This is a genomic window from Chromobacterium sp. CCUG 30098, assembly GCF_059916605.1.
The window spans coordinates 99,479-124,230 of record NZ_JAUCGS010000008.1 but is presented as its reverse complement, the minus strand read 5'-3'; the positions used below and the strand labels follow the sequence as shown (position 1 = coordinate 124,230).

At 60.2% G+C, this 24,752-nt stretch carries 29 protein-coding genes; 5 read left to right on the top strand and 24 right to left on the bottom strand.

Annotation, left to right across the window (positions count from 1 at the left end):
* Nucleotides 1-367 precede the first annotated feature (367 nt).
* The 5 genes from QUG03_RS17795 (at nucleotide 368) to argS (ending at nucleotide 6,528) form a co-directional block, all read left to right on the top strand.
* Nucleotides 368-1,462: a polyamine ABC transporter substrate-binding protein gene (locus QUG03_RS17795; RefSeq protein ID WP_107799589.1), complete on the top strand. Its 1,095-nt coding sequence runs from the start codon at nucleotides 368-370 to the stop codon at nucleotides 1,460-1,462.
* A gap of 292 nt (nucleotides 1,463-1,754) precedes the next feature.
* Nucleotides 1,755-2,663, top strand: a complete 909-nt coding sequence (locus tag QUG03_RS17790) for an ABC transporter permease subunit (RefSeq protein ID WP_500820584.1) — start codon at nucleotides 1,755-1,757, stop codon at nucleotides 2,661-2,663.
* Nucleotides 2,660-3,499, top strand: coding sequence for an ABC transporter permease subunit (locus QUG03_RS17785; protein ID WP_500820583.1), 840 nt, complete (start codon nucleotides 2,660-2,662; stop codon nucleotides 3,497-3,499). The genes QUG03_RS17790 and QUG03_RS17785 overlap by 4 nt, the downstream gene beginning before the upstream one ends.
* Nucleotides 3,500-3,607: 108 nt before the next feature.
* Nucleotides 3,608-4,642 (top strand): MBL fold metallo-hydrolase, encoded by a 1,035-nt coding sequence (locus QUG03_RS17780; RefSeq protein ID WP_500820582.1) that lies wholly within the window; start codon nucleotides 3,608-3,610, stop codon nucleotides 4,640-4,642.
* A 167-nt stretch (nucleotides 4,643-4,809) separates the two neighbouring features.
* Nucleotides 4,810-6,528: an arginine--tRNA ligase gene (gene argS, locus QUG03_RS17775; RefSeq protein WP_107799585.1), complete on the top strand. Its 1,719-nt coding sequence runs from the start codon at nucleotides 4,810-4,812 to the stop codon at nucleotides 6,526-6,528.
* 70 nt (nucleotides 6,529-6,598) lie between these two features.
* Here argS and QUG03_RS17770 read toward each other — a convergent pair whose 3' ends face one another.
* The 24 genes from QUG03_RS17770 to QUG03_RS17655 form a co-directional block, all read right to left on the bottom strand.
* A complete protein-coding gene (locus QUG03_RS17770; protein WP_500820581.1) occupies nucleotides 6,599-6,781 on the bottom strand; it encodes a hypothetical protein in 183 nt (60 codons plus the stop codon).
* An 88-nt stretch (nucleotides 6,782-6,869) separates the two neighbouring features.
* The gene (locus tag QUG03_RS17765; protein WP_500820580.1) at nucleotides 6,870-8,573 is read right to left on the bottom strand and encodes a sensor domain-containing diguanylate cyclase; all 1,704 of its coding nucleotides are present in this window, start codon (nucleotides 8,571-8,573) and stop codon (nucleotides 6,870-6,872) included.
* A 415-nt stretch (nucleotides 8,574-8,988) separates the two neighbouring features.
* Complete coding sequence (locus QUG03_RS17760) at nucleotides 8,989-9,597, bottom strand: hypothetical protein (protein ID WP_500820579.1); 609 nt, start codon at nucleotides 9,595-9,597, stop codon at nucleotides 8,989-8,991.
* Between the two features lie 81 nt (nucleotides 9,598-9,678).
* Nucleotides 9,679-10,116, bottom strand: coding sequence for a hypothetical protein (locus QUG03_RS17755; RefSeq protein ID WP_500820577.1), 438 nt, complete (start codon nucleotides 10,114-10,116; stop codon nucleotides 9,679-9,681).
* A 527-nt stretch (nucleotides 10,117-10,643) separates the two neighbouring features.
* Nucleotides 10,644-10,997: a hypothetical protein gene (locus QUG03_RS17750; protein ID WP_500820576.1), complete on the bottom strand. Its 354-nt coding sequence runs from the start codon at nucleotides 10,995-10,997 to the stop codon at nucleotides 10,644-10,646.
* Nucleotides 10,994-11,728, bottom strand: a complete 735-nt coding sequence (locus tag QUG03_RS17745) for a hypothetical protein (protein WP_500820575.1) — start codon at nucleotides 11,726-11,728, stop codon at nucleotides 10,994-10,996. The genes QUG03_RS17750 and QUG03_RS17745 overlap by 4 nt, the downstream gene beginning before the upstream one ends.
* Nucleotides 11,725-14,607: a DUF927 domain-containing protein gene (locus QUG03_RS17740; RefSeq protein ID WP_500820574.1), complete on the bottom strand. Its 2,883-nt coding sequence runs from the start codon at nucleotides 14,605-14,607 to the stop codon at nucleotides 11,725-11,727. Before QUG03_RS17740 ends, QUG03_RS17745 begins: the two co-directional genes overlap by 4 nt.
* 90 nt (nucleotides 14,608-14,697) lie before the next feature.
* Complete coding sequence (locus QUG03_RS17735; RefSeq protein WP_019102716.1) at nucleotides 14,698-14,901, bottom strand: hypothetical protein; 204 nt, start codon at nucleotides 14,899-14,901, stop codon at nucleotides 14,698-14,700.
* Between the two features lie 281 nt (nucleotides 14,902-15,182).
* Nucleotides 15,183-15,944: a KilA-N domain-containing protein gene (locus QUG03_RS17730; protein ID WP_337883922.1), complete on the bottom strand. Its 762-nt coding sequence runs from the start codon at nucleotides 15,942-15,944 to the stop codon at nucleotides 15,183-15,185.
* A complete protein-coding gene (locus QUG03_RS17725; RefSeq protein ID WP_500820573.1) occupies nucleotides 15,944-16,177 on the bottom strand; it encodes a helix-turn-helix transcriptional regulator in 234 nt (77 codons plus the stop codon). The genes QUG03_RS17730 and QUG03_RS17725 overlap by 1 nt, the downstream gene beginning before the upstream one ends.
* A 163-nt stretch (nucleotides 16,178-16,340) precedes the next feature.
* Nucleotides 16,341-17,216 (bottom strand): hypothetical protein, encoded by an 876-nt coding sequence (locus QUG03_RS17720; RefSeq protein WP_500820572.1) that lies wholly within the window; start codon nucleotides 17,214-17,216, stop codon nucleotides 16,341-16,343.
* Complete coding sequence (locus tag QUG03_RS17715; protein WP_500820571.1) at nucleotides 17,197-17,481, bottom strand: hypothetical protein; 285 nt, start codon at nucleotides 17,479-17,481, stop codon at nucleotides 17,197-17,199. Before QUG03_RS17715 ends, QUG03_RS17720 begins: the two co-directional genes overlap by 20 nt.
* A 98-nt stretch (nucleotides 17,482-17,579) precedes the next feature.
* Complete coding sequence (locus QUG03_RS17710; RefSeq protein WP_500820570.1) at nucleotides 17,580-18,800, bottom strand: tyrosine-type recombinase/integrase; 1,221 nt, start codon at nucleotides 18,798-18,800, stop codon at nucleotides 17,580-17,582.
* Between the two features lie 289 nt (nucleotides 18,801-19,089).
* Nucleotides 19,090-20,265 (bottom strand): tyrosine-type recombinase/integrase, encoded by a 1,176-nt coding sequence (locus QUG03_RS17705; protein ID WP_500820569.1) that lies wholly within the window; start codon nucleotides 20,263-20,265, stop codon nucleotides 19,090-19,092.
* Nucleotides 20,266-20,500: 235 nt separating this feature from the next.
* Nucleotides 20,501-20,983, bottom strand: coding sequence for a hypothetical protein (locus QUG03_RS17700; RefSeq protein ID WP_500820568.1), 483 nt, complete (start codon nucleotides 20,981-20,983; stop codon nucleotides 20,501-20,503).
* Between the two features lie 13 nt (nucleotides 20,984-20,996).
* The gene (locus tag QUG03_RS17695; protein ID WP_500820567.1) at nucleotides 20,997-21,506 is read right to left on the bottom strand and encodes a hypothetical protein; all 510 of its coding nucleotides are present in this window, start codon (nucleotides 21,504-21,506) and stop codon (nucleotides 20,997-20,999) included.
* A complete protein-coding gene (locus QUG03_RS17690; RefSeq protein WP_500820566.1) occupies nucleotides 21,503-21,640 on the bottom strand; it encodes a hypothetical protein in 138 nt (45 codons plus the stop codon). The genes QUG03_RS17695 and QUG03_RS17690 overlap by 4 nt, the downstream gene beginning before the upstream one ends.
* Nucleotides 21,637-21,864: a hypothetical protein gene (locus QUG03_RS17685; protein WP_500820565.1), complete on the bottom strand. Its 228-nt coding sequence runs from the start codon at nucleotides 21,862-21,864 to the stop codon at nucleotides 21,637-21,639. Before QUG03_RS17685 ends, QUG03_RS17690 begins: the two co-directional genes overlap by 4 nt.
* The gene (locus QUG03_RS17680; RefSeq protein WP_500820564.1) at nucleotides 21,857-22,066 is read right to left on the bottom strand and encodes a hypothetical protein; all 210 of its coding nucleotides are present in this window, start codon (nucleotides 22,064-22,066) and stop codon (nucleotides 21,857-21,859) included. Before QUG03_RS17680 ends, QUG03_RS17685 begins: the two co-directional genes overlap by 8 nt.
* Nucleotides 22,066-22,254 (bottom strand): hypothetical protein, encoded by a 189-nt coding sequence (locus QUG03_RS17675; protein ID WP_500820563.1) that lies wholly within the window; start codon nucleotides 22,252-22,254, stop codon nucleotides 22,066-22,068. The genes QUG03_RS17680 and QUG03_RS17675 overlap by 1 nt, the downstream gene beginning before the upstream one ends.
* Nucleotides 22,251-23,348, bottom strand: coding sequence for a hypothetical protein (locus QUG03_RS17670; protein ID WP_500820562.1), 1,098 nt, complete (start codon nucleotides 23,346-23,348; stop codon nucleotides 22,251-22,253). The genes QUG03_RS17675 and QUG03_RS17670 overlap by 4 nt, the downstream gene beginning before the upstream one ends.
* Nucleotides 23,341-23,763 (bottom strand): hypothetical protein, encoded by a 423-nt coding sequence (locus QUG03_RS17665; RefSeq protein ID WP_500820561.1) that lies wholly within the window; start codon nucleotides 23,761-23,763, stop codon nucleotides 23,341-23,343. Before QUG03_RS17665 ends, QUG03_RS17670 begins: the two co-directional genes overlap by 8 nt.
* Nucleotides 23,756-24,127: a hypothetical protein gene (locus tag QUG03_RS17660; RefSeq protein ID WP_500820560.1), complete on the bottom strand. Its 372-nt coding sequence runs from the start codon at nucleotides 24,125-24,127 to the stop codon at nucleotides 23,756-23,758. Before QUG03_RS17660 ends, QUG03_RS17665 begins: the two co-directional genes overlap by 8 nt.
* Nucleotides 24,128-24,129: 2 nt before the next feature.
* A complete protein-coding gene (locus QUG03_RS17655; protein ID WP_500820559.1) occupies nucleotides 24,130-24,729 on the bottom strand; it encodes an ASCH domain-containing protein in 600 nt (199 codons plus the stop codon).
* Nucleotides 24,730-24,752: the final 23 nt, after the last annotated feature.

The window sequence follows — 24,752 nt, the reverse complement described above, 5'->3', positions numbered from 1 at the left end:
ACCCTTGGCACCTTGTCGCTTGGAGCTGGCGCGTGGAAGTTGTCCGCGATCTCGGGAGCGCTCGCGAGCCGCGCGCCTCATCCCGATGCGCGGCGGCTTGAGGGCCGGCTCTTACAAATCGTAGCGAACGGACAGCTGGAATCTCGCGCGATGCAGTGTAAGTTGGCAATGCGGCGCGTGTCGTCGGCAGTCGCCGGCAACGGCGTTTCGGCGCGCAGGCATCGCCTTGGGCCTTGGGCGGCTTCCGCCGCCAAGGGAGAGGGAGCGGCGTCATGGCCCGGCAACGGGCGAGGAGGGCGGCGCTGAACTTGTCGTCGGTCAGGCCGCGCCTACGCCGGCTGCGGTCGTTCCATTGAGGAAACCTGTCATGAAGAAGCTGGTTCGCAATCTGTGTTGTTCGCTGCTGCTGCTCCCCGCGATGGGCGCGCAGGCGGAAGACAAGGCGCTGAACGTGTACAACTGGTCGGACTACATCGCCAAGTCCACCATCCCCGGGTTTGAAAAACAGAGCGGCATCAAGGTCAAGTACGACGTTTACGACAGCGACGACACCTTGCAGGCCAAGATGCTGACAGGGCGTGCCGGTTACGACGTCGTGGCGCCCACGTCCAACTTCATGGCCAAGCAGATCGAGGCCGGCATCTATCAGAAGCTGGACAAATCCAAGCTGCCCAATCTGGCCAATCTGGACAAGGCCTTGATGGCCAAGATCGTCGACGCGGACCCGGGCAACGCCCACGGCGTGCCCTGGGCCTACGGCACCGACGGCCTGGGCTATAACCTGAACAAGGTCAAGGCGGCGCTGGGCAAGGACACGCCGCTGGACAGCTGGGACATCCTGTTCGATCCCAAATACGTGTCCAAGCTGAAAGGCTGCGGCGTGTCGGTGCTGGACCAGGCCAACGACGTGTTCGCCGTCGCCTTGCACCATCTGGGCAAGGACCCGAACAGCAAGAACCCCGCCGACTACCAGGCCGCCTTCGCCGCGCTGAAGAAAATCCGGCCCTACATCACCCAGTTCAACTCCTCGGGCTACATCAACGACCTGGCCAACGGCGACATCTGCCTGGCGCTGGGCTTCTCCGGCGACATCAACATCGCCAAGCACCGCGCCCGCGAGGCCAAGCGGCCTTACCAGCTGGCTTATGTGATCCCCAAGAGCGGCGCGCCGCTCTGGTTCGACGTGATGGTGGTGCCCAAGGACGCGCCGCATCCGGAGGCGGCGCACAAATGGATCAATTACATCCAGTCGCCGGAAGTCAACGCCGCGATCACCAATGAAGTGTTCTATCCCACCGCCAACGCCGCCGCGCGCAAATTCGTGAAGCCGGAAATCGCCAACGATCCGGCGGTGTATCCGCCGGAGGCGGTGGTGAAGACGCTGTTCCTGCTCAAGCCCTTGCCGGCGGACATCATGCGCCTGCAAAACCGGCTGTGGACACAGCTTAAGACCGGTCATTGACCGCAAGACCGGACCTGACGAACCCATGCCGATCCGCCACCCCGGGCCCGCGCCGCGCGGCCCGCGGGCGGCCGCGTCCGGCGCAGCGTGGAGAATAGTCCCGGGCCATCCAGCCGTCGGCTGTGGGTGGTCTGGAGCCGGCTTTCCGGCCTAGCGAGCAGCGGGCCGGACCGGACTCCGAGGAGAGATCAAGAGGAAGCCGCCCAGCCACCGCCCGCGTCAGATGGGAGGGGCCGCCGGCAAGACAAGCAATGCAAGCCAAGCCGGAACGCGCCGGCCACGTGGTGCTGACATGAAAAGTTTAAAATTAAAACAATGGTTGCCCAGCGGACGGACCACCGTCATCGGCATCCCGTTCATCTTCCTGTTCGTGTTTTTCCTGCTGCCCTTCCTGCTGGTGGTGGGCATCAGTTTCTCGCAGCAGCAACTGGGCATCCCGCCCTACACCCCGCTCACCAAGCTGGAAGACGACGTCTTCTCCATCGCGCTGAACATCAGCCACTACAAGTTCATGTTGAGCGACGACTTGTACTTCGCCACCTACATCAGTTCGGTGAAGATGGCCTTCGTCTCCACGCTGCTCTGTCTGTTGATCGGCTATCCGATGGCTTATTACATCGCCCGGGCCTCAGACCGCGCGCGCGACACCCTGATGATGCTGGTGATTCTGCCGTTCTGGACCTCTTACCTGATCCGGGTTTACGCCTGGATCGGCATTTTGAAGAACGACGGCTTTCTTAATCAGTTCCTGTTGTGGCTGGGGGTGATCGACACGCCGCTGCGGCTGTATCACACCAATTGGGCGGTGTATATCGGCATGGTGTTCTCCTACCTGCCGTTCATGATCATGCCCTTGTACGCCCATCTGGTGAAAATGGACCTGCGCTTGCTGGAGGCGGCCTACGATCTGGGCGCCAAGCCGTGGAAGGCATTTGTCCTGGTGACCTTGCCGCTGTCCAAGAACGGCATCATCGCCGGCAGCCTGCTGGTGTTCATTCCGGCGGTGGGCGAGTACGTGATTCCGGAGCTGCTGGGCGGTTCCGACACGCTGATGATAGGCCGCGTGATGTGGGATGAGTTCTTCAACAATATGGACTGGCCGATGGCGGCGACGGTGACTTGCGCGATGGTGCTGCTGTTGCTGGTGCCGATGGCGCTGTTCCAGCACTACCAGGTCAAGAATATGGAGGCCGCGAAATGATCAAGCCGAACAAGCCGCTGTCCTTCCTGGTGCTGGGCCTGGGCTACGTCTTTCTCTATCTGCCCATCGCGCTGCTGATTCTGTTCTCTTTCAACGAATCCAAGCTGGTGACGGTGTGGTCCGGGTTCTCCACCAAGTGGTACGCCGCGCTGCTGGAGGACGAGGAGTTGATCAACGCGGCCTGGCTCAGCGTCAAGATCGCCCTGATGACCGCCACCGCCTCGGTGGTGATCGGCACCTGGGCCGGTTTCGTGCTGGCGCGTTTTGGCCGCTTCCGCATGTTTCCCTTGTTCGCCGGCATGGTCAACGCGCCGCTGGTGATTCCGGAAGTGATTCAGGGCATCTCGCTGTTGCTGCTCTTCGTCGCCATGGAGCAGGCTTTTGGCTGGCCGGAGGGCCGAGGGGTGTTCACCATCTGGATCGGTCATGTTATGTTGTGCGTGTCCTATGTCGCCATCGTGGTGCAGTCGCGGGTGAGGGAGCTCAATCTGTCGCTGGAAGAGGCGGCGATGGACTTGGGGGCGCGGCCTTTGAAGGTGTTCTTCGTGATCACGCTGCCGCTGATCTCCCAGGCGCTGATTTCCGGCTGGCTGCTGTCGTTCACGCTGTCGCTGGACGATCTGGTGCTGACCGCCTTCCTGTCCGGCCCCGGCTCCACCACCTTGCCCATGGTGATCTTCTCGCGGGTGAGGCTGGGCTTGAACCCGGAAATGAACGCGCTGGCCACCTTGTTCATTCTCTTCGTCTCCGTCGGCGTCATCGCCGCCAACTTCTATATGCGCGCGGCGGAACGCAAGCGCGAGCGCGAAATGAAGCTGGCCTTCGCCCAAGGCTGACCGCGGGGGAGGCGGGCCGGCGCCGTCGGCGAGACGGCGGCGCCGGCCGTCTTTTGTTTTCCTCTTTCATCGGCGACAATGCCGGAATTCTTTCGGTATGGTGACGTCATGTCGCGATTGAAGTCCTGGCTGCAAGACCGCTGGCCGCTGCCCGTCTACCGGCCGGACCCGCGGCAGCCGCATCATCAGGCGGACGGCTACCGCAATCTGTTTCCGTTCCGCCAACCAAGCCTGGCCGACGTGTTGCGCTGGGAGTGGCAGCGCAGCCGCATGCCGGCAGTGACGCACAGGCTGGAGCGCATCCCGCGCCAGGCGCCGGAGCTGGCCGCGCTGAACGCCAACCGCGACCGGCCGTCGCTGACCTGGGTCGCCCACGCCACCAGCTTCATCCAGCTGTGCGGCAAGAACATTCTGATCGACCCGATCTGGTCGCAACGCGCTTCTCCGTTTCAGTGGGCGGGGCCGGCGCGGCAGTCGCCGCCGCCGATGGCTTTGCGGGAGCTGCCGGCCATCGATCTGGTGCTGATCACCCACAACCATTACGATCATCTCGATTTCAACACCGTGCGCAGTCTGGCGCGCCAGCCGGCCGGCTGCCCGCAGTTCGCCGCGCCGCTGGGCGTGGGCGCGACCCTGCGGCGCGCCGGCGTGCCGGCGTCGCGGATTCAGGAGTTGGACTGGTGGCAGCGTTGCCGTCTGGGCGGCGTGGAGGCGGAACTGACGCCGGCCCATCATTGGAGCAAGCGCTGGATGATGGGCGATGAAAACCGCGCGCTGTGGGGCGGCTTCGCCGTGCGTGGCGACGGGCTTCAGTTCTGGTATCCGGGCGACACCGGTTATCAGGAGTCCTTGTTCCGGCTGATCGGCGAGCGCATCGGCGCCGCGGACCTTGCCTTGCTGCCGATAGGCGCTTACGAGCCGCGCTGGTTTCTTCATCCTCAGCATGTGAATCCGGAAGAGGCGGTGCGCATTCTGCTGGACACCGGCGCGCGCGCCGCCTGGGCGGTGCATTGGGGCAGCTTCATTCTGACCGACGAGCCGCTGGACCAACCACAGGACGATCTCGCCGCCGCGCTAGCGCAATGGAATATCCCCGCATCGAGGTTCCAACTGCCGGCCATGGGCGAAACCCGCTGGTTTTAAGCCCTATCTTGGCAGGAAATCCCAAACGCCGCCGCTTGAGGCTTATTTTACCGACGCGGCTTGGTTGCAAGCATTGCCCCTGATGGCAAGCGGGAATACAATCAACAAGTAGTTTTTTTCAGAAGCGAAGACTAATTTTCGTTTTCGCGGCAATTCTTGGGGCTCTAATGACTATTCTTCAACTCATCAATCAACGGGTGCAGGCCGCTCTGGCGGCAGCCGGCGCGCCGGACGCGCCCGCCGTGGTGCAGCCGGCGTCCAAGCCGGAATTCGGCGACTATCAGGCCAACGGCGTCATGAGCGCCGCCAAACTGCTGAAAACCAACCCGCGCGAACTGGCCCAGAAAGTGGTCGCCGCGCTGGATCTTGCCGGCATCGCCGACAAGGTGGAAATCGCCGGCCCGGGTTTCATCAATATTCATCTAGCCCCTGAATATCTTGCCCGACGAAGCGAAGCCGCCCTGAAAGACGACAAGCTTGGCATCAGCCGCGTTGCGCCGCAGCGCGTGATGGTGGAGTACTCCTCGCCCAACCTGGCCAAGGAAATGCACGTTGGCCATCTGCGTTCCAGCATCATCGGCGACGCGCTGGCCCGGGTGATGGAGTTTGTCGGCCACGACGTGGTGCGCGCCAACCACGTGGGCGACTGGGGCACCCAGTTCGGCATGCTGACCGCCTACCTGGTGGAAACCAGCCACGCCGGCGACGCCGAATTGCAGCTGTCCGACCTGGAAACCTTCTACCGCAACGCCAAAGTGCGTTTCGACGAAAGCGAAGACTTCGCCAACCGCGCCCGCGACTACGTGGTCAAGCTGCAAGGCGGCGACCAGGACGTGCTGAAGCTGTGGGAGCAGTTCGTCGACGTGTCGCTGAAGCATTGCGAGGCGGTGTACCAGAAGCTCAACGTCGGCCTCAAGCGCGAGCACGTGCGCGGCGAGTCCTCGTACAACGACGACCTGCCGGTCATCGTCGACGAATTGCGCGCGGCCAGCCTGCTGAGCGAGGACGACGGCGCCCAAGTGGTGTTCCTGGAAGAGTTCCGCACCCAGGAAGACAAGCCCATGGGCGTGATCATCCAGAAAAAGGACGGCGGCTATCTGTACACCACCACCGATCTGGGCGCGGTGCGTTATCGCCATAAGACCCTGAACCTGGACCGCGTCATCTATGTGGTGGACGCGCGCCAGAGCCAGCATTTCGCCCAGATGTTCTCCATCTGCCGCAAGGCCGGCTTCGCGCCGGAGAGCATGAAGCTGGAGCATGTCGGCTTCGGCGTGATGATGGGCGACGACGGCAAGCCGTTCAAGACCCGTTCCGGCGGCACGGTCAAGCTGATCGAGCTGTTGCAGGAAGCGGAAGAGCGCGCCTTCGCGCTGGTGACGGAGAAGAATCCGGATCTGCCGGAAGCGGAGCGCCGCGACATCGCCGCCGCCGTGGGCATCGGCGCGGTCAAGTACGCCGATCTGTCCAAGAACCGCATGAGCGACTACATCTTCAACTGGGACACCATGCTGGCCTTCGAGGGCAATACCGCGCCCTATCTGCAATACGCCTACACTCGCGTGCAGAGCGTGTTCCGCAAGGCCGACGGCTACGATGCCAACGCCGCCATCGTGATCACCGAGCCGGCGGAGAAGCACCTGGCCGCCGCGCTGGCTCAGTTCGAAGACACTTTGCAGGCGGTGGTGGACGGTTGCTATCCGCACTACCTGTCCCAGTATCTGTACAACATCGCCACGCTGTTCTCGCGCTTCTACGAGGCTTGCCCCATTCTCAAGAGCGAGGGCGAAGTCCGCGCCAGCCGTCTGCAGCTGGCCGCTTTGACCGGCAAGACGCTGAAAACCGGTCTGGATCTGTTGGGCATCAAGGTGTTGGCCTCGATGTAAACCGGTCTTCCCGCTTCAAGCATGCCGCCCGCGCTTTGCGCCGGCGGCATTTTTCATGCGCGTCGGGCGTTCAGCGCGCCGGGGGCGGCTTGCCGGTGCCGGCTTCCGCGTTTGCGTCCGCGGCCGGCTCAGCCTCTTTGGCGCGCATCGCGTCGCTGAGCATATCCAGCACCTTGGACAGGCCCGCCGGCAGGGGCGGGGTTGAGGTTTCCGGTTTGATCTGATATTTGGGCGGCGGCGTTTGCTCTTTCATCTTCACATCCTTGGTGTTAGGGTGGCGGGCGCGGTCAGCGCCGGGCGGAATCTCTTTGTCATGATTCGGCCGGGCCGATGGCTCACTTTTAATGCGATCCGTCCGTGGTGTCCAGCGCAACCTGGTTGCGGCCGTTGGCCTTGGCGCGGTACAGGGCCTGGTCGGCGCGCTTGACCACGGCTTCAGGCTGGGCGTCGGCGGGGCGGGCCATGGCCAGGCCGATGCTGAGGGTGACCTTGCCGGCGTCCGGCGCCGGCGAGTGTTCGACGGCGGCGCGGATTTTTTCGGCCAGCACCGCGGCGCCCTTGTCGTCGGTGTCGGGCAGCAGCAGCAGGAACTCTTCGCCGCCGTAGCGGGCGGTGAAGTCCGTGAGGCGGGCGGTGGCTTGCAGGAGTCGGGCGATGTGGCATAGCACGCGGTCGCCGGCGTCGTGTCCAAAATGATCGTTGACGCGCTTGAAGTGGTCGACGTCCAGCAACAACACCGAGTAGGGCGCGCCGCTGCGCCCGTAGCGCAGGTGCTCTTCCCTGAGCTGTTCGTTGCAGGCCATGCGGTTGTTCAGTCCGGTGAGCGCGTCGCTGCGCGCCTGCTGCGCCAATCGCGTGGCGGTGCGCACCAGCTCGTGGTTGACCTCGCGCAGGGACTCGGTGCGCTCCTCCACGAGCTGCTCCAGCTTGGCGTTGATGTCGGTCAGCTCCTGTTTGCGGGCCAGCAGGGCGGTGGCCATGCTTCGCATCGCCTGCGACAGCTGGCGCAGTTCCTGAGCGCCGCTGGGCAGCGTCCAATCGGCGTGTTCCTCTCCCTGGCCGATGCGTCGGGCGATGCCGGCCAATTGTTCCAGCGGTGTGCTGAACAGGGCGGCCAGCCGATAAACGGCGACCATCAGCAGCAAGGTGGCGACCAGGCCCAGCAGGATCAGGCTGGCGCGCAACTGGTTCAAGGCCGCCAAGGCCTGCCCTTGCGGCTGCCGGACGACCACGCGCCAGTCCAGCCCGGCCTCGCGCACCCAGGCCTCGCTATACAGGTAATTCTTGCCGTCGGGCCAGACGCCGAGCTGAAAATCCCGGCCGGAAGGCAGGGGCGCGGGCGGGCGCTCCTTGCCTATCGCCTCGAAGGGCGACAGCGTATTGTCGCGCTTGTCGATGATGAAGACCTGCTGAGACGTCTTGGCGGGCAGGCGTTCCCGTATCGTTTCCTCCACCCAGGCCCAGAGCGCGTGCGTGGCCAGCACCCCGCGCAATTTGCCGGCGGGGTCGTAAATCGGCGAGGCGAAGTCGACGAAGCGCAGCGGCTCTCCATGGTTCGCGGTGGAGGGCATGAGCTTGGCCAAGAGCACGGCCTGGTGTACGTCGCCGACAAAGGGAGCCTGGCGGCCGTGGATGAACCAGGGGCGCTTGGCCGCGCTTTGGCCCTGCAGCATGCCGCTGGTGGCGGAAACGATGTTGCCGTCCGGGTCGGTGATGCCAATCCAGGCGTAGTAGCGGTAGGCCCGCTTGGTGCGTTCCAGGCTTTGGCGCAGGTCGTCGCCGTCCAGCGGCGCGCGGACGTAGGCGGGCGTCTGCGCCAGCAGCAAGACTTCGCGATGGCGTTCCTGCAGATTGGTGGAGATGGCCTTGGCGATGTTGTCGGCCAGCGCATGCATGGCCACGCCCTGGTTCTGCACGATGCGGCTGCTCAGCACTTGATCCAGGAAGAGCGCGGCCAGCAGCGCCGAGGCGAGAAACAGCCCGCCGAACAGCGCGGTCAGCCGTAGCCGGAAACTGTCCGGCAAATTGGGCAACAGGCGAGGCATGGTCGCTTTGCGGAGATGGGAATGACTGGATTATAGATGGGCGGCGGGGCGGGGGCCGCCTTGCCGAGGCTGAGGCGACAAAAAACCCCGAAAGCCTTGAGCTATCGGGGTTTCCGAGTCTTCATGACGGGTCATGAAGCGGTGTGGTGGTGGCGGCGTCTACATAAATCAAGCGTAAAGCTATTGATTTTAAATTGATATTTTATTTGTTTTTCTATTTGTGCCCCCATTTGTGCCCCCGAATCTCTAATTGACTCTTCCCGTTTTGTACCTTGGTCTGTTGTTCTGCATTGTCTTTACAGATACTGTTTGGTCGCTAGTTATTGAGGCGATAGTGTACAAGGTTGGGAGTGTATTATTGCTGAGACTATATCCTCATTGATTATCTGGTTTTATCTATTTTTGAAGGACACAATTAAATGGCTTTTATATCTTGTTTTATTGAGCGGCGTGGCAAAATGTACTTTGCAAACGGTGTTTCAAGGAAATGCATTTCTGAAATAATTATTAGACGTCTTTGTGATTTTCGGATTTCATCAACACATGTCGCTGCTTCTCGCAATGGCTGGCTGTAGTCAAATGTTGATCCATATTCTTTCAAAAACAACTCTTTGTTGAAGCTCCAGTAGTCTTTCTCTTCATTGTCTTTGTCTGTGAAAGGGAGCCAGTACGGAACCTGAATGTAAGTGCGAAGCCTTTGGTAATTTAATAGCAATGTTTCAATTTCTGAATTGATCAGAGGGGCTGTAATTCCTGTAAATACTAGTCTGCTGTGGCCTGTGTCTGCTTCATTTTGTATCCTGGTTAGCGGCTCTAAGTGATCTTTGGGAATTAAGCGGCTGTACCATAGTCTATAGGCTAAATCTGATAGTAGTTCTTCTGATATGTCCGAAGTGATGCTTTTAATGCGCTCTATGTCTCTGTTATGTTTTGACTCAAGTACAGGTCTTGATAGTGCAATAACTCCGGCAATGGATCCTAGTGTGTAAAATACCTCTTTTGCTACATCCCATGCGGAATTCATTTTGTGGGCTCCGAAATCATATGGCTATATGAGGCGCACCTCTATCTGATGTGGTCTTTAAGTGTGGTAATTTTAATTGGGTCAGATAGTCTGAGTTTCGTTTGTTCCTGAGCACCAAAGCTGAAAATTAAACACCTCGGGGTCGTCAGCGGGTGAAATGTCTAGATCTTTGCGAATGGCTAGTATGAGCTTGTTCAAGCTTTGGTCATGTTCTTCGTGGGATGAATTTGGGTTGTTGCGAGCTGTCGTTTGCTGATACTGCATTAATGCAGCTATGACAGCCTGTGAGGCGACAAGAACAAGGGTGTTGCAAGCACGGGTCCATCTCTTTTGCCCATCTGGAGTTGAGTCAGTACCGACAATTCCGCTTAGCGCATCCAAGAATTCTCTGTAATGCTCCAGCTTTTGTTTGCGCCAATCGGCATCGCGTTCCTTTTTCTTGGTCCAGTAGAATGAGCCAATGGCGATTAGGATGCTACAAATGCCTGTGACAATAGCCACAATGATAGGCGGTTCCATGGAGAGAGCTTCCTTGTCTATTGAGAGGCTTCGGCGCATAGATTTTGATGACGTTAGGATAGCAGTCTGACGCCACTCGTGAAAGCCCGCGTACCATTTCGCTACCCCCTAAATTTTTTATTTCGCGGTAAAAAATACAGACCGAAGCACGCGGTTCCGCCTGTGTCGGTATCCCTGAAGGATTTCACCCCCCCTCCCTTGGGGCTTCCAAGCGGTAGCACTTCACCTGGCGCCGGCCGCGCGCGGTGGTTCGCTCGGTGAACTCAGCCCGAACGCGGCCCAGCCTTACCAGGCGTACCATGCAGGCCGACAGTGCCCCCAGCTCCTCATAGTCTTCCAGGTAGGTTTGTATCTCGTTCAGCGTCAGCCCGCGGCGGTGTGCGCCGGCGTCCTCAAGCAACCACAGAACGCGTTGCGACAGGCTGGCGCGTCGGCTGGGGCGGGGTGGAACCATGCGTGTTTCTCCTGCGGTTGAGTACAAAATGGAGCGCACCGGCGCCCCATATGTGCCGGTTTGGTGGCGTGGCCTAGGGTTTCCGGATCTCGCTCAGCCCGCGCTGAATGATCTCCGTTACCGCCTGATTGCCTACCGCCGCGCAGGCTTCCACCAGCAGCGGGAAGGCGCGGCGAGTGTTGACCTGTTCGCTCATCAGCCAGGTTTCCAGATACTCGGCCCGAGGGTATCGGTGGGCACGAAACAGGGCGATGGTGGCTTCCAAGATGCGTCGTGCTCGGTCCCGGCCTTCTGGTGTGCCGTCGCTGTGGTCATGCATCAGGCCGGCAAGTAGTAGGAGCGTGGCCGGCATGCTCAGCAGGTAGCCGCCCTCAGGGTCTTCCGGGTTCGGTTTGAAATGGTCGTTGGTATCAATGGATGAGGTCATGCGGCTTGCTCCCAGTGTTGGAGGGGTTGGTAGTGGCAGATGCCCAGGAAGTGCCAGTGCTGATAGCCCGGGTCTGATGGCAGGTTGCTGACGCGCCAGGGGCGGTGATGATGGCGGCACTGGCCCATGACGACGGAGCGCGGTTTGCCCGGCAGGCCGGCGGCGGTCAGCGCCTGATACCGGTTCTCGCTGTAAGCCTGCACCCCCAGCCAATGGGCGCAGTTCATGCAGTTGCCTTCTTGTGCGGCCAGCGTCTCGGCCAGCGCGCGGGGCAAGCCGCCGTCGTGCTCCATGATGGCGGCGCGCTCTTCGAAAGCTTCGCGGTCGGCAGGGTGGGTATGGTGTCGCGTGAGGTGGGCATCCAGGCAAGACACCAGCTCGGCCACCGGCACCCGGTCCAGATCCAGTTGCCGGCGGAGGGTGTGTTGCCATGCGATGCGTGCGGCAGCGTCCCAGCGCTCAAGTTGGCAAATCTGGGCAACACGCCGCCGAAGGTCATCGGGCAGGCCAGGGGGTGTTTTTTCCTCCTCCTGATCAATTTTCAGGGGTGACTGTTTTTTGGTGGGAACAGTGGGAACAGTGGGAACAACTTCCTGAAACCCTTTCTGGGCTTGGATTTCAGACGTTCCCACTTTTTGTTCCCCCGTTCCCGTGTTCCCACTTTTTGAGTTGTCCGGGGCGGTTTTGTCGTCCGGGTGCAGGGTGGTGCTCAGCCATTTGGGTAAGGTCATTCTTCGCCCTCCAGTGTCGCGCTGGTCAGCACGTACACGTTCACGGTTGCAGAATCCAGCGCCTTGATCCGCTTCTTGCGGGTGCTGCGCCGCTTGTTACCCTCGGTGTCGCCGGGTAGCAGCCAGCCGCAACGCAGCAGCGCCCGGGCGGCGATCAGTGGTGTGTAGCCGCGGCACAACTCTTTCTTGAACGGTTCAGACAGTACCCAGAACTGCAGCACGCCTTGATCGTCTGTGAAGGTGAAGCCGGCGCGGTTCAGGTGTCGGGCCAGCACCTCCGGCGCCGCGTCATGCGGAGGGAAGCGCGTCGAACTGTGGGCTTGCATGAAGCCGCTGACTTGAGCGAACAGCGCGCGGTCATCGGCGGCCATGCCGGTATTGTTCTCGGCCAGCCATTCTCGAAAGCAACGCCGGGCTGCCTGTGCGGCCTCGCCCGGGCGCCAGCCGGTGACGCCGTAACGGGTGGCCAGTTCGCCGGCAAATGCCACCAGGGCGAAGCGCGCGGCGACGCGGCCCACCTCTTGCGCGGCGCCGGCCGGCACGCCCAGAAACTCAATCAAGCCGGTGATGCTGGCTTTGATGTCGTGCCGGATCTCGTCCAGCGCCTCGGGCGGAGTCAGCGCGGCGAGAAAGGCCGGGCCGGCGGTGCCATGGAGTTGCCGGGTGTGGGCCTTCATGGCGTCGGCAAAGGCCTGGCCGCTGTCGTGCTGGTGTAGCAGCTCCAGCGTGCCCAGGCCTGCGCCGGCATCGGCAGGGATGGCCGGTAAGCGTGCGATCTGGCCGCCCTTGGCGTGCTTGCCGGCTTCGGCCATGTGCTGGGCCAAGTCGATCTCCCCGGCCGACAACAACATCACGCGCCAGGTGTGGGCTGGTCGGTTGCCGCCTTCTTTGCTCATGCGCGCCTTGGCCTGGCCGTTGGCAATCAGGTAGGCCGCGCCGCCGGCGTCAGCGGCGGCAATCTGCGCCAGCTCATCCAGGATCAGCAAGCCATCATTGCGGCCCAGGCACAGCGCCTCAAGTCCGTTCTGGGTGGTGCGCCACTTCTTGGCGAACTGGTCCGGGTGGCCCCAGACGCTGGCCGCCGGATCCAGCAGGGTGGAAGTCTTGCCTTTGGAGGTGGTGCCGACGAAGTGGAAGCCGCCGCCGGACTCGCCGGCCATGTCGGCCAGTACCCCCGCGAATGCGACGGCGATAGCGAACACGATGCGGCTGTTGCCGGCCGCCGCCGCGGCGACGTGAGCTTGCCACTGGGCCAAGGTGCCGGCCTGGTCAAAGTCGCCGCTGTCCGCACCCTGGTAAATCACGCCTTCGCCATCCTGCTGGCCAAAGACCTGGCCGGGCAGCACATAGCGCAGATCGTGCCAGCCGATGCGGGACACGCAGCGCAGCCGGGTGGCGGCGGCCTGGCGGTGGCTCAGCACATAGTCCACCAGCTTCAGACGCGCCTTAGTGCTGGTGGAGATGGTCAGGCCACCCCGCACCAGTTCGCGGCGAAAGTCGGTGGTGTCGCTGGCGGCCAGCATCTCTACCGGGCAGGCCCAGCGGTGGGCATGGCCGTCGTTGTCGCGCCACTCCAGCAAGCGGCCCCAATTGGACTGCTGGGCATCGCGCGTTTCGGCCAGCACATGCAGTGGCGAGGCCAGCCACCAGGGCGGCGCCGGATCTTTGCCGTCCTCCGCCGGTGGCACCCAATACACGCCATCTCGCTGCCCGGGAATGCCTTCCACGATGAAGAAAGGGGAGCCATCCGCCGGCGCGGAAGGGCTGTTTGCCGGCAAAAAGTGGGAACACTCGGGAGTGGGAACGGAAAAATGGGAACAGCTGAAAGCCTCGTCTGGCTTGGGTTGTAGCGGTTCTGTTCCCACTGTTCCCACTGTTCCCACTGTTCCCACCAAAAAACAGTCACCCCGAAAAACGCTCTCGATGACGGCTTCCAGGCCGGCCAGTTGGTGCAGGTCGTTGAAGTCGCTCGGCAGTGTCTGATGCTGCTGCTGGAATTGCGCCACCAGCTCGGGGGAGAACGGCGGCACCACGACCTGCGCGCGTGGCTGTAATAAGGTGGCCGCTTTGGCGGCCGCCTGCTGGCCGGTCTGGCTGGTGTCGCTGTCGCCGCACACGATGACGTGCACCGCCGGCGGCAGGGTGCCGGCCAAACGCTCCGCTACCGTCACTAGGTTGTGGGCGTTGAAAGTCACTACTACCGGCCGCCCGGTGGCCTGGTGCAAGCTGCAGCCGGTGGCCCAGCCTTCGCACATCAGCACCGTGTCAGCGTTCTTGAGCCGGCCCAACACCAGCGATGCCCCTTTGACCTGGCCACCGGTCAGGAATCGTTTGCCGCCGTCGGCGCCGATGATCTGCAGGTTGACCAGTTCGCCGGCGGCTCGCAGGGGGATCAGCAGCATGTCGCGCAGTTGGGCCGCGCCGGTCGGCACCATGCCTTTGCGGCTCAGATAGGGGTGCTGGGCGCTGATGCTATGCCCCCGGCTCCACAGGTGGGCGGCCTTGAGCTTGGCTGCTTGGCGCTGCTGCTCGGCCAGTACTTCGGCCTCGGCCAGTGCCGCGGCGCGCTCAGCGTCAAGGCGGGCCCGCTCTTCAGCACTCGGCGCGGTGTAGGGCTGCTCTGGTCGGTAGCCTTGGCGGATGGCCTCGGCAAACAGGCTGGCGATGGTGACGCGCCCGGCCGGCTTGATCGACTTCCAGACGGCTCTGGCGGCCTTGGCCTGGTAGTTGTTGGAAGTCTGGCTCCAGTCGTCCCAGATAGGGAAGCCGGCTTCGCCCAGCTCGGACTTGATGGCCATGGCCATCAGCACCCAGCCTTCCCGCTCATGGGCGTCTAGGTGCTGGAGCGCCTGGCGAATGTGCTCGGTGTTGCTGCTCATTGCATGCCTTTCGGACGTAGGGAGGCCCGCGCCCGGAAACGTGTCCGTTCGGTGGTCAGGGCCGCCCCAGGTCAAATTGTGGAGAGAGGGTTAGCTTGGGGTGGCGGTGGGCGTGCCGGCGTCCATGCGCTCGATCTCCCGCTTGAAGGCGGCCAGCATGTCGGCGGTACTGCCGTGGCTGTGATAGCGCATGCTGCCATCGGTATATAGGGTGATTGCCAAGTGGGCGTGAACGGTCTTGCCGGTGGCGTCGCGCGTGCCGGGGACGGAATGGGTGTGGTTGGTGATAGACATGAGTAGGTTTCCATTGTGAGTTTGGAACCTGCCTCCCGTCGCCAAACGGAGAGAGCAGGCACGTAACGGGGTTGGCGAACCAGCACAATGGAACTGGCAGCCCTTATCGGGCTCCCCGCTACGGCCTGCCCGAAACTGGACGTGACTATAGCGGTGTACGGACGCAAAAAATGCCGCATGTGGCGGCAGTCCGCCATTGTGATCCAGGTCGCCAAACCCGGTCCCGCAAGAGGGCGGGACATGGGCATTATTGCGCGGTAGGGGGAAGGTGGCAAGGCGGCTCATGCAGAAAGCCTCCCGGTGTCGTTGGCGGCCAGCCGCTGGCGTTGGACCTGAGCAAAGCTTAGCAGGTCGTGCTTGCGCTCGTCGTAGCTCTTGCCCATGCCCAGAAGCACCATATCTTGGGCTTCCAGCAGTTCAAGCAGGCGCAAATCGGCCTTGCTTAGCCGGTCACGGTCCACCGAATCAAACTGACCGGTTAGCACCCAGTTGAGAAGCCGCGCCTCATTACTGTAGTGGTGCTGGGCGGTGCTTTTGCCGGCCGCCATCCGCGAGAGGTTCACCATGTCGCACACGCCGCGGAAGCGCGCGCCGGCATCGTGGCGGGCCAGGGCCCAGCTCTCTGGGCTACTGGCGCCGCGGATGAGTTGGTCTATCTGCTCGTCACACCAGATGGCAAAGCGCACATCCAGCCAGCGGGCAAAGGCGGTGGCCAACTTAGGATGCAGCCAGGTGCCGCCGCCGGTGTCGGGGTTGCCGGGCTTGCTTCTGACGAAGCCGGTTTGCTTGGCCAGTTTTAGGAGCTTGGCGCGAGACGCACCCGATGTGCTGGGCAAGGTGCTGATTTTATTCAACTCCTGCACAAACTCGGAATTGCCTTGGTGCTGGGCCAGTGCGGCCAGGTAATCGACGGTATCGCGCTGGTGGAGCCAGTCGCTGGGCTCCTTGCCAAAGTGGCCGGCGGCGCGGGTGGCGTTGAACCATGCATCCGCGGTGAAGTGCTGGGCCAGGCCCTGGTATTGGACTTGAATGAGCTTGGCCATTATGCGGCCTCCTTGTCTTGCTCATCGAGCCATTGGCGGATTGCTTCTGCCTTCCACGCTGTGACACGTTCGGAAAGCTTAATCGGAGCGGGGAAGGTGCCGGCGCGAACACGGCGCCATAGAGTGGAGGCTGAAAACGGCAGGACACCAGGCATCCCAGTTTTGTTGTCGCCAACCAATATTGACTGTCGAATATAGCCTGTTTGGGGAAGGGTTATGACTTGTGTTTGCATGAGGCGCTTTCCTATGGCACGTCGTGATTGACGGCCTAATGAAAGCTCATTCCTATACCCACATGGCAACACTAGAAAGGTTCAGGGTTGAGGGGGGGGCGGTACCCTCAGGGTATGATTAAAGTCTCGTTGTTGTTGGACTTTTTCCCCTGAGGGTAATGATTCATTTCTTCCCCAATTGATATTTTCCGGATTGATTTTTGGGGTTTCGGTCGATAGGCGAAGCTACTTTGTCGATAGCCTTTGCAACGGCTTGAGTCAGTTCTGGGTATTGTTCTTGTAGCCCTTGTACTATGGAGTCTTGGTTCGCTCTGGCCCGAACTTCTTCTGATGGCTCCAACTGTCCTTGCCAGTGTTCTTGAAAGACTTGGATTGCTAATGAGATTAGAGGCGGAAGTGTGGCTTCACGGGATATATTTGTGTGGGGCTTTTGGGGTTGTCTCTCTTGCTCATTAAGCTGGTGCGATATTTCCAGCCGAGAGGTGTGCTCATCAATTGCTTGTTGAAGCAGAGCGTCATATTCGGATTTCAAGGTCGCCAACTCTTGCTTTAGCTTTACCTCTCGAGCTTCAGATGCTTCAAGCTTTTTGATAAGGTATTCATCGGAAGCGGGGTTGTGTTCTATGCGTGGTAAGAGTGGCCATGGAATGTCATTGGCCGTACACCATGCGGAAATGGACTCATGGCTGACTTTGTGATGCCCTTGGGCTTCTCCTCCCCAGTTATCGAGATCCAGCTCAAGCTCTGGTGTTGCATCTTTTATGGCTTGCCTCATGCTCTCCACTTCTCGTGGCCAATTGTCCCAGCCCCAGACTTCCATCTCTCTTGGATGGCAGCCGGTAGCGATGCAGGCGGCCTCATCAATGGAGAACCACTTCCGGAGTCGCATACCATTTTCCCATTTCATGGATTTGGGTGAGGAGGTCGTACCATCATTACTTGTGCCCTTAAGCAATTCCATGATGGCCTCGCGCGTAAACCCGATACGGTCGAAGTCGGCATCGCAGCCTTGGAGGAAATCAGAAGGGAATGTCGTCATCATTCATCACCGGGGAGTGCTTATTATCGATGGCCAAACGATCAATCAATTGCATAAGTCGGATTTGTAGAGATGCCGCTTTGATCATCCCATGTACAGGGGTGTGGGTCATTAAATTGAGTTCTTTCCAGCCAGAGTGGCGTCTTAGATTTAGAGCTAGCCGCTTAGCTGCTGCCTGTGGAGACTCGTTATAGGTATGGCTAATGAGGAAAAGAGTCTCTCGTAGGCTGATAAACTTCGTTTGCTCTTCAGTTGGATCAAGCATTTGCGCTCCCTTTGCGCATCCCTGTTAGGGTGCCTGCACCAGGCGGGCAGGGGCTCCCGCTTTTCACCCCGTCGGGCTAGGTGCTGGCAAGGCTGGTGTTAGGCTTTTGTGAACAGAGGTGGCATTTTCGCTCCAGTACGGAGTGCTTCAAGGTAGTCAGCCCAGGCTTGCATCATCCGGCGCCGCTCGGGCAAGTACTCCGCATAGTTGTAAGTCGCTCGGATGCTGTTCCGCTCGCCGTGTGCCATTTGGCGCTCGATGGCGTCGCGGTTCCAACCTTGTTCATTTAGTAGTGTTGAGGCCATGTGTCGGAATCCGTGGCCAGTCATGTCATCTGTGCTATAGCCAAGTCGGCGGAGTGCTGCGTTCACTGTGTTTTCCGACATGGGGCGGCTATTTGTACGGGCGCCAGGGAAAACAAATCGGCCTCTCCCGGTTAGGGCTTGGAGCTCTGCAAAGCTGGCAATGGCCTGCTTTGACAGTGGCACAATGTGCTTTTCTCGCATTTTCATGCGTTCTGCAGGAATCACCCACTGGCCTTCGGTAAGGTCAATCTCTGCCCATTCGGCCTTGCGGAGTTCTCCAGGCCGAACGAATACCAACGGTGCAAGCCTCAACGCACACTGCGTGACGAACGATCCTTGGTAGCCATCCAGGGCGCGCAAAAGCTCCGCGATACGTGCCGGGTCGGTGATGGTCGCAAAGGAGGTTTTGATGGGAGGGGGGATGGCACCGGCAAGATCTGCTGCAGGGTTACGTTTTGCACGGCCGGTTGCCACTGCATATCGGAAGACCTGTCCGCAGTTCTGCATCGCGCGGTGGGCTGTTTCAATTGCGCCGCGGTTTTCAATTCGGCGAAGCGTTGCTAGGAGCTCTGGGGCCTCTATCTCGGCAATGGGCCGCTTGCCAAGCCAAGGGAAGATGTCTCGCTCAAGTCGCCGGATGATTCGCTCTGCGTGGCCGGCGCTCCAGCTTGATTGGTATTTGGCAAACCACTCCCGAGCCACGGCTTCAAATCCATTTTCAGCTTGTAAAAGTTTTGTGGCCTTCAGTACTTTTCGTTCAGAGCTTGGGTCGGCACCATCAGAGAGTAGCCGGCGGGCCTCGTCACGCTTTGTCCGGGCTTCGGCCAAGCTGACTTCCGGGTAGACTCCCAGCGCAAGCCTTTTCTCTTTGCCAGCGAATCGGTACTTCAGGCGCCAGTACTTCGAGCCGTTCGGCATGATTTCCAGGTACATACCTTTTTCGTCTGAGATGCGTAGAGGCTTGCCATCCTCTCGGGGCTTGGCGTTCTTGCAGGCAGCGGCGGTAAGCGGCATGTGTAGGGGCGCTCCGGGTGGGTGGGGGCATTTATACGTTTTCCTTTGTGCCCCCGTGACTTTGTGCCCCAAATGTGCCCCCGGAGATGGCGGGATGTCAAGACATCGCATGACACGATGTGAGGCAATAAAAAACCCCGAAAGCCTTGAGCTATCGGGGTTTCTGAGTCTTCATGACGCGTCATGAAAAGATGTTGTGGTGGAGGCGGCGGGAATCGAACCCGCGGAAAGCCGCGCAGATAAAAGGCGATAGCGGCATTGCTGACCAAAACCAGACCACGCGCCATTTTTATGATTCGCCGGCCTCACTGGAGCCCTTGCAAAACATAGCCACTGCTCTGCTGCCAGCATCGTCGACTTCGGAGGGTATCCAGCGTCCATACGTTTTCCTGATCATGCCCCAGTCAGCGTGCCCCATCTGTTTTGCAACCCACATCGGATGCTCGCCGGCGGACAACATCATGGATGCGTAGGTATGGCGAGTTTGATATGGGTAGCGGTAACGAACATGGGCGCGCTTCAGAACATGAGTCCACATCGTTTTACGGATTGGCTGGTCTCCGGCCCAGCGTTCACCCGTGTTTGGGTTCTGGAAAATCTCCGCCCATTGTTGATAGGTGAATTGCTTCTGATCCAGCAAGGCCGATAGTGCTGGAGCAAGTAGTTTTACCTCCCTCCGTCCCGCCCTGGTCTTTGTGTCCTCAGCTTCTCCGGACTTTTGGGTTATGGCCTTATTGACCTTGATAACCTTTCTTGTCCAGTCGACATCAGACCAATCAAGCGCAACTATTTCAGATGTGCGCAGACCAGTCCAGAAAGCAAACTGAATGAAATTTCGGGCTTGCCCTTCGCATGCTTGCAAGATGCGGTTTTGTTCTTCTGAGGTGAACGGATCGATATCATCGCTTAATTTCGGTGGCTCGACCTTTCGGTAAGTCCAATCTGCAATTGGATTGGAACTTATTAAGCCCTCCTCAAGTGCATCGGTTAATGCGGCCCGTAAAACAGATTGAATATTGGCAAGGGTTTTATTCTTGCAGGCGATGTTGGAGAATTTATCCCTCAGAGAACTTCGAGAAACATCGGCCAATGAATCATTGCCGAGGGTGGCAATTAAGTGGCCGTAAATTATTTTCCGATATCCATTTATTGTGCTTGACTTAATGGTCAATGATTTCTTTTCTAGCCAGATAACTAAATAGTCGCTCGCCAACATTTTGCCAGAAGTCGCTCTCGCCAATGTTGAGGCTCGTTTCGAATTCGGAAATGTCGTTGCGTAATCAAAAGTACCTTGCTCAATTGCAATCAAAACGGCGGCCCGGTGTTGGGCCGCGCGTTTCATATTAGCGGGGGTGGGCTGAAGCTTGATCCGCTCCCTGCAGCGCTCTCCCGCATAGTAGAAATCGATTTCGATCGTTGAGGCCGAAGCGGCCCGAACGCCGTCGTACTCCCGTTCTGTACCCATTCCTGATAACCCTCCGTGTCAATCAGCACCCGATCATCAGGCGCTTTCCTCCAGACGACACCTTCTTTCCAAATGCCGTCCCGGATTTTGGTTCTGATGGCAACCGGCGTATATCCGGTCTGCTCCGCAAACCTTTCGATGGTGACGAACCTATACATGGTTGCCCTCAAAATAAAAAAGACTGCCTAAGCAGTCTTAGAATTAAACCGATCCCTGTAACTAACCGGCGCTAAATTTACGTTGCATTCGAAGGGGGAAGCACCGGCCCGACAAACTGCCAGCCCTTCATGCCGTACTCGATACCCTTCAAATTGCCGACCTCAATCAGCGCCCATTTCATAGCCGGGCCGCAGCGTGCCCAGTAGCGGTGGCCGGGTTTCAACTGGTCAACGCCCAGGATGTTTTGCTGCCGCAGCTGCGCGATGTAGTGAGCAACGGCCGCGGCATCCTGCCCCTCTGGCCAGCGGACGCCTCCGAGTGCCATCTGCAGCAGGGTCTGGATATCGCGCTCAAGCTGCGCCGCGCGCGCGTTAGCGGCCAGCATCTCGTCGCGGATCTCGTTGACCAGTTGCAGATGGAAGGGCGTGGTAGGGACCGACTCGGCAACTGCGGAGCGAATGGTCTGGAGGAGGGCGTGGCGGGTGCCCTGGAAGCCGGCGCCAGACAGCGCGAGCCCGTGCTCACCGGCGAGTTGGATAACACGTTGATCGGGGATCATCATCACCTCAAAACTAAGGCCGCTCGGTGGCGGCCTGGGTGGTCATAGCGGCGTCGATGGCCGCGTCTACTTCATCCCTATCAGTCGAGCGCTCGTGATGTACGGGAATTTCTCTATCTGTCCCGCAGATTTCAAGCACGGTGCCTCGTTCTGTAAAGCACTCACCGATGTATGCATCCTGAGTCAGCCACCGATACCGCGCCGCGTCCTGCTCCAGTTCGGTGATGCGCTCGGAATGCACATTGGTTTTGGTGAGAAAGCACCCTTGGTGGCCTTCGTCATCGACATAACCCAACTCTCGCATTTGCTCGATGTACTCAGCTGGAACGGCGATATAGCCGGCAACGCGGCCGTGGCCGCAGCAGCTTTCGAGCGTCCGGATGCCACCGGCCCAGAGAGATGCGATTTCCGGGACCAGGCAAGCGTCAATGTCCGCCAGCCTGCCTTGGGGCGTGGTGATTACCACGCAACCGGTGTAGGTGCCGAATTCGGCACCGGTGCAGATGTGTTTGAAGTGGGTCATTGGTTGTTGCCTTTCTGCTGGCACCACTGCTGAATGCTGGGGCCGTAGTAGAAAACGAAGTCTCCGACGCCGGCGGCGCCGAGCAACGTAAGGAGGAGAACGGCGGCGCCGATAAACGCGAGGACCTCTTTCATGCGCCTCCCTTCTTCATCGCTTCGACGTCGGCCAGGAACTGCCGCGCTTCTACCAGCTTGCGCTCATCCCGCGCGACGCGCTTGCGCGCTAGTTCGAGCAGAGCCACGTAAGCTTCTTCCCAGGTTCGATACAACTTGAAGCAAGGTGGAGCCTTGGCTGCCAGAATGTTGCGCTGGAGAATGCGCGTCTTCTTCTGCATCGGCGGCAGGATGAATTTAATCATTACTCTTTTCCTCAATTTCCATGCCCGCTTTGCAGGCCGGGCAATACCAAGTTCCCAGGCCCGGCGCGTCCGGGTCCGGGATGAAGTTGGCCGGCGGCTCGCCGATGAAGGCGGTGCCGCCACTGGTGTGGACGTGCGGCGCGTGGCCGTACTGCGGATACAGCTCGTCGCCATCTAGGCCGGTGCAGCGCTCGCACGCCATCACTCGCCTCCTTCCTTCGACGGCTCCAGTTTGCCAGCCAACTCCGCGCCGACCATCTCAGGGTCGCGCATGTCCTGGTCCAGCACCAGCTCCGGGTCGAGGTCGACATCCAGCCAGTCGATGTATTTCAGGGCGCAAGCGCGCAGAGCCGCGTTCTCGGCCTGCAGTTGCTCTATGGATTTGCTCATGCCTCACCCCCTTTCGCCTCTGCCGCCAGGCGCGCGCCGGCACCTTGAGTCGGCGCGGCCGGCAGCGGTTGCCAATGGGTTGGGCCATCAGCAAAAGCTACCGGATGGCCATCCCATGAAAGCCGCCACCCACCGAGGACGTAGCGAACTGGTTGTGGAATGTCAGAACCCACCAGTGCGCCAAGAACTACTGTTCCATCTTTCGGCGCCGTGCTGATCGGCTGCCACTTGCCCGGCGCCTGCTGTTCGACCTGGGCCGGCGCGCAGTCCGACAAAACGTAGTCAACGAATCTGTCTCCGATGCTGTCAGTGGTGTTGCCGTCATGGTCGGTGATGGGGATTTCCTCAGCCTTTCCCAGCACAATGCCCCAACGCACTTTTTCAACCGCCTCATCCCAGCCTTCTGCTGCGTTATCGCGGTACTCGTCGATTTCTTGCTGAGCAAAAGCTCGTGCTTCATCTGCTGTATTCAGCAGTTCAAAACCGATTTCGTTGCTGTAAGCAAAGAACTGGTCAGGGCATGCAGCCTGAACTATCAAGGAATCCTTGACGGTTGCCGGCGTGGCGAGCAGGGCAAGCAAGGTGTTGCGTGCCTTGATGCAACGACCAGCATCGTAAACCCCGCTGCCCCCGTCGCAAGCAAGTAGCTCCGAGATGGCCGCGCGCCACACCTCCGGCACGGCCGCCGGCTGGGTGGTGGCTGGCTCCTTGGCCACGTAGTCGCTGTGCAAATCTCCGTCGTAATCCAGAATGCTGGGCTCAGTTTCTAACTCGCCAATCAAATAGCGAACGCGGTCTGCCTCGTACTTTACGCGGCCTGGATACTCGGACCGTTCAAGCGTGAAGCCTTCTGATATGCAGCCACCTTTGCGGTGCAGTATCGCTGTCCAGTTGGCCTTGCCATTTGATTCCGGCATGCTTCCATACCACACCGTCAGCGTCGTAGATGCCGCCGGCTGCGCGGCCTCGGCGGCTGCGATGGCCTCTTTCACACGATCAGGCAGCGTCAACGGGATGTCGTATTCGCTCATGTACGCCATGGCTTCGTCGCACTCCCTCAGCACAGCAAGCAACTGCTTTTCCAGTTCAGTCATCGGATGACTCCTTCTTGTCCGGAACCGGGCCGCCGGAGACAAAGGCGCGCAATTGCCGCTTCTGCTCCTCTGCGTTTTCCAGCTCGCCACCGCGATCAAACCGGCTACCGACCAACGACCAGGCGCTGGCAAATACCTGCGCCTGCTCCATCACTTTGTCGATCCAGCCCTGTGCCGGCGTCGTCTGCGGAGAGGCATCTGCGGAAAATCTCAGGTATGCCGTGATCGCTGCCCGCGCGATTTCCGCCACGCGCTCGCCGTCGTCGGCGACCGATGCGAAATCATCGGCGCCCATGGTGCCGACGCCCCAGGCGCTCCACACGCGCAAGCAATCCATCGCGCCGCCAATGGCTTCCGCCGTCGCTTCAATAACGCAATCGGGGAGGGCATCAAGTTGCTTTTCCAGATCAGTCATGTTGGGCCACCTCTCCAACGAGCATCGCGCCACGGCAGGAGTTCCAGCCGTACATGTAGGCCACCGACGGCTCAGTATCGGCGGACATCCAGGGGGCATCCTTCCAACTGCACTCTGCTGGCACCGCCTGCGGCTTGGTGTAGAGCGCAGTGCCGTCCGGGAGGTCTTCCCAGCAGGTTTTGCAGTCGGTCGAGTCGATAAACGAGGTGTTCGTCCCGCGCTTCACATGCGCCACCGGCTCGCCGGCCGGCACCGCTTCAGCATCGGCCGCAGCCTCCAACGCCTGGATGTGCTCGTCCGTCAGCTCGCCGGCGCGGTCTGCCGCGACAACAGCGCGCGCCGCGTCGATCAGGTTCTGTTGCATGGTCACGCCTCCACTTTCTGGAACGAAATGCGCCAGACAAGCGGGTTTGCATCCCAGCTTCCGGCGCCGTGCAACTGCTCCCAGAGCAGCTTGAACCATGTGATTGGGTCGTAAGGGTTGGGATTCCCGTCTACCATACTCGGCCAGCCTTCGTCCTGGGAGTCAGCGAAGGTGATGTCATTCAGCCGTTCGACCCTGATGTCGGTTATCTCCAGCAGCAGCCGGCAGGCCCAGCGCGGCATGTGGATGGAAGGAACATAGGCACCGTCTTGCCTTCCGTAGGCATGCATGTGCATCCAACTGATGGCGTCACCTGGGGTGTCGTTGATGGGCCTGAAGTGGTTGTCAGCAAGGTAGCGCACGCCATCTTGGCCGCTCTCCAACTCCTCCGCGCGGCAAGTCTCCCGCACCCAAAGCCGGTCGCCGGGCTGGCCATACTTGCATTCCCGCAGAAGCTGCCGCCAGCCGTTGGGGTCTTTGCGCTCGCTCGGCGGGATGTAGCCACCATTTGGAAGCTTCACAAGCCGCCGCGTCTGGGTCTTGGTGTCGGCCAGCAGCGCGCGGATCATCTCGCCGCTGAACAAAATCGGGCGTTCTTTCATGCTCACTCCCAATAAGTAAGGTC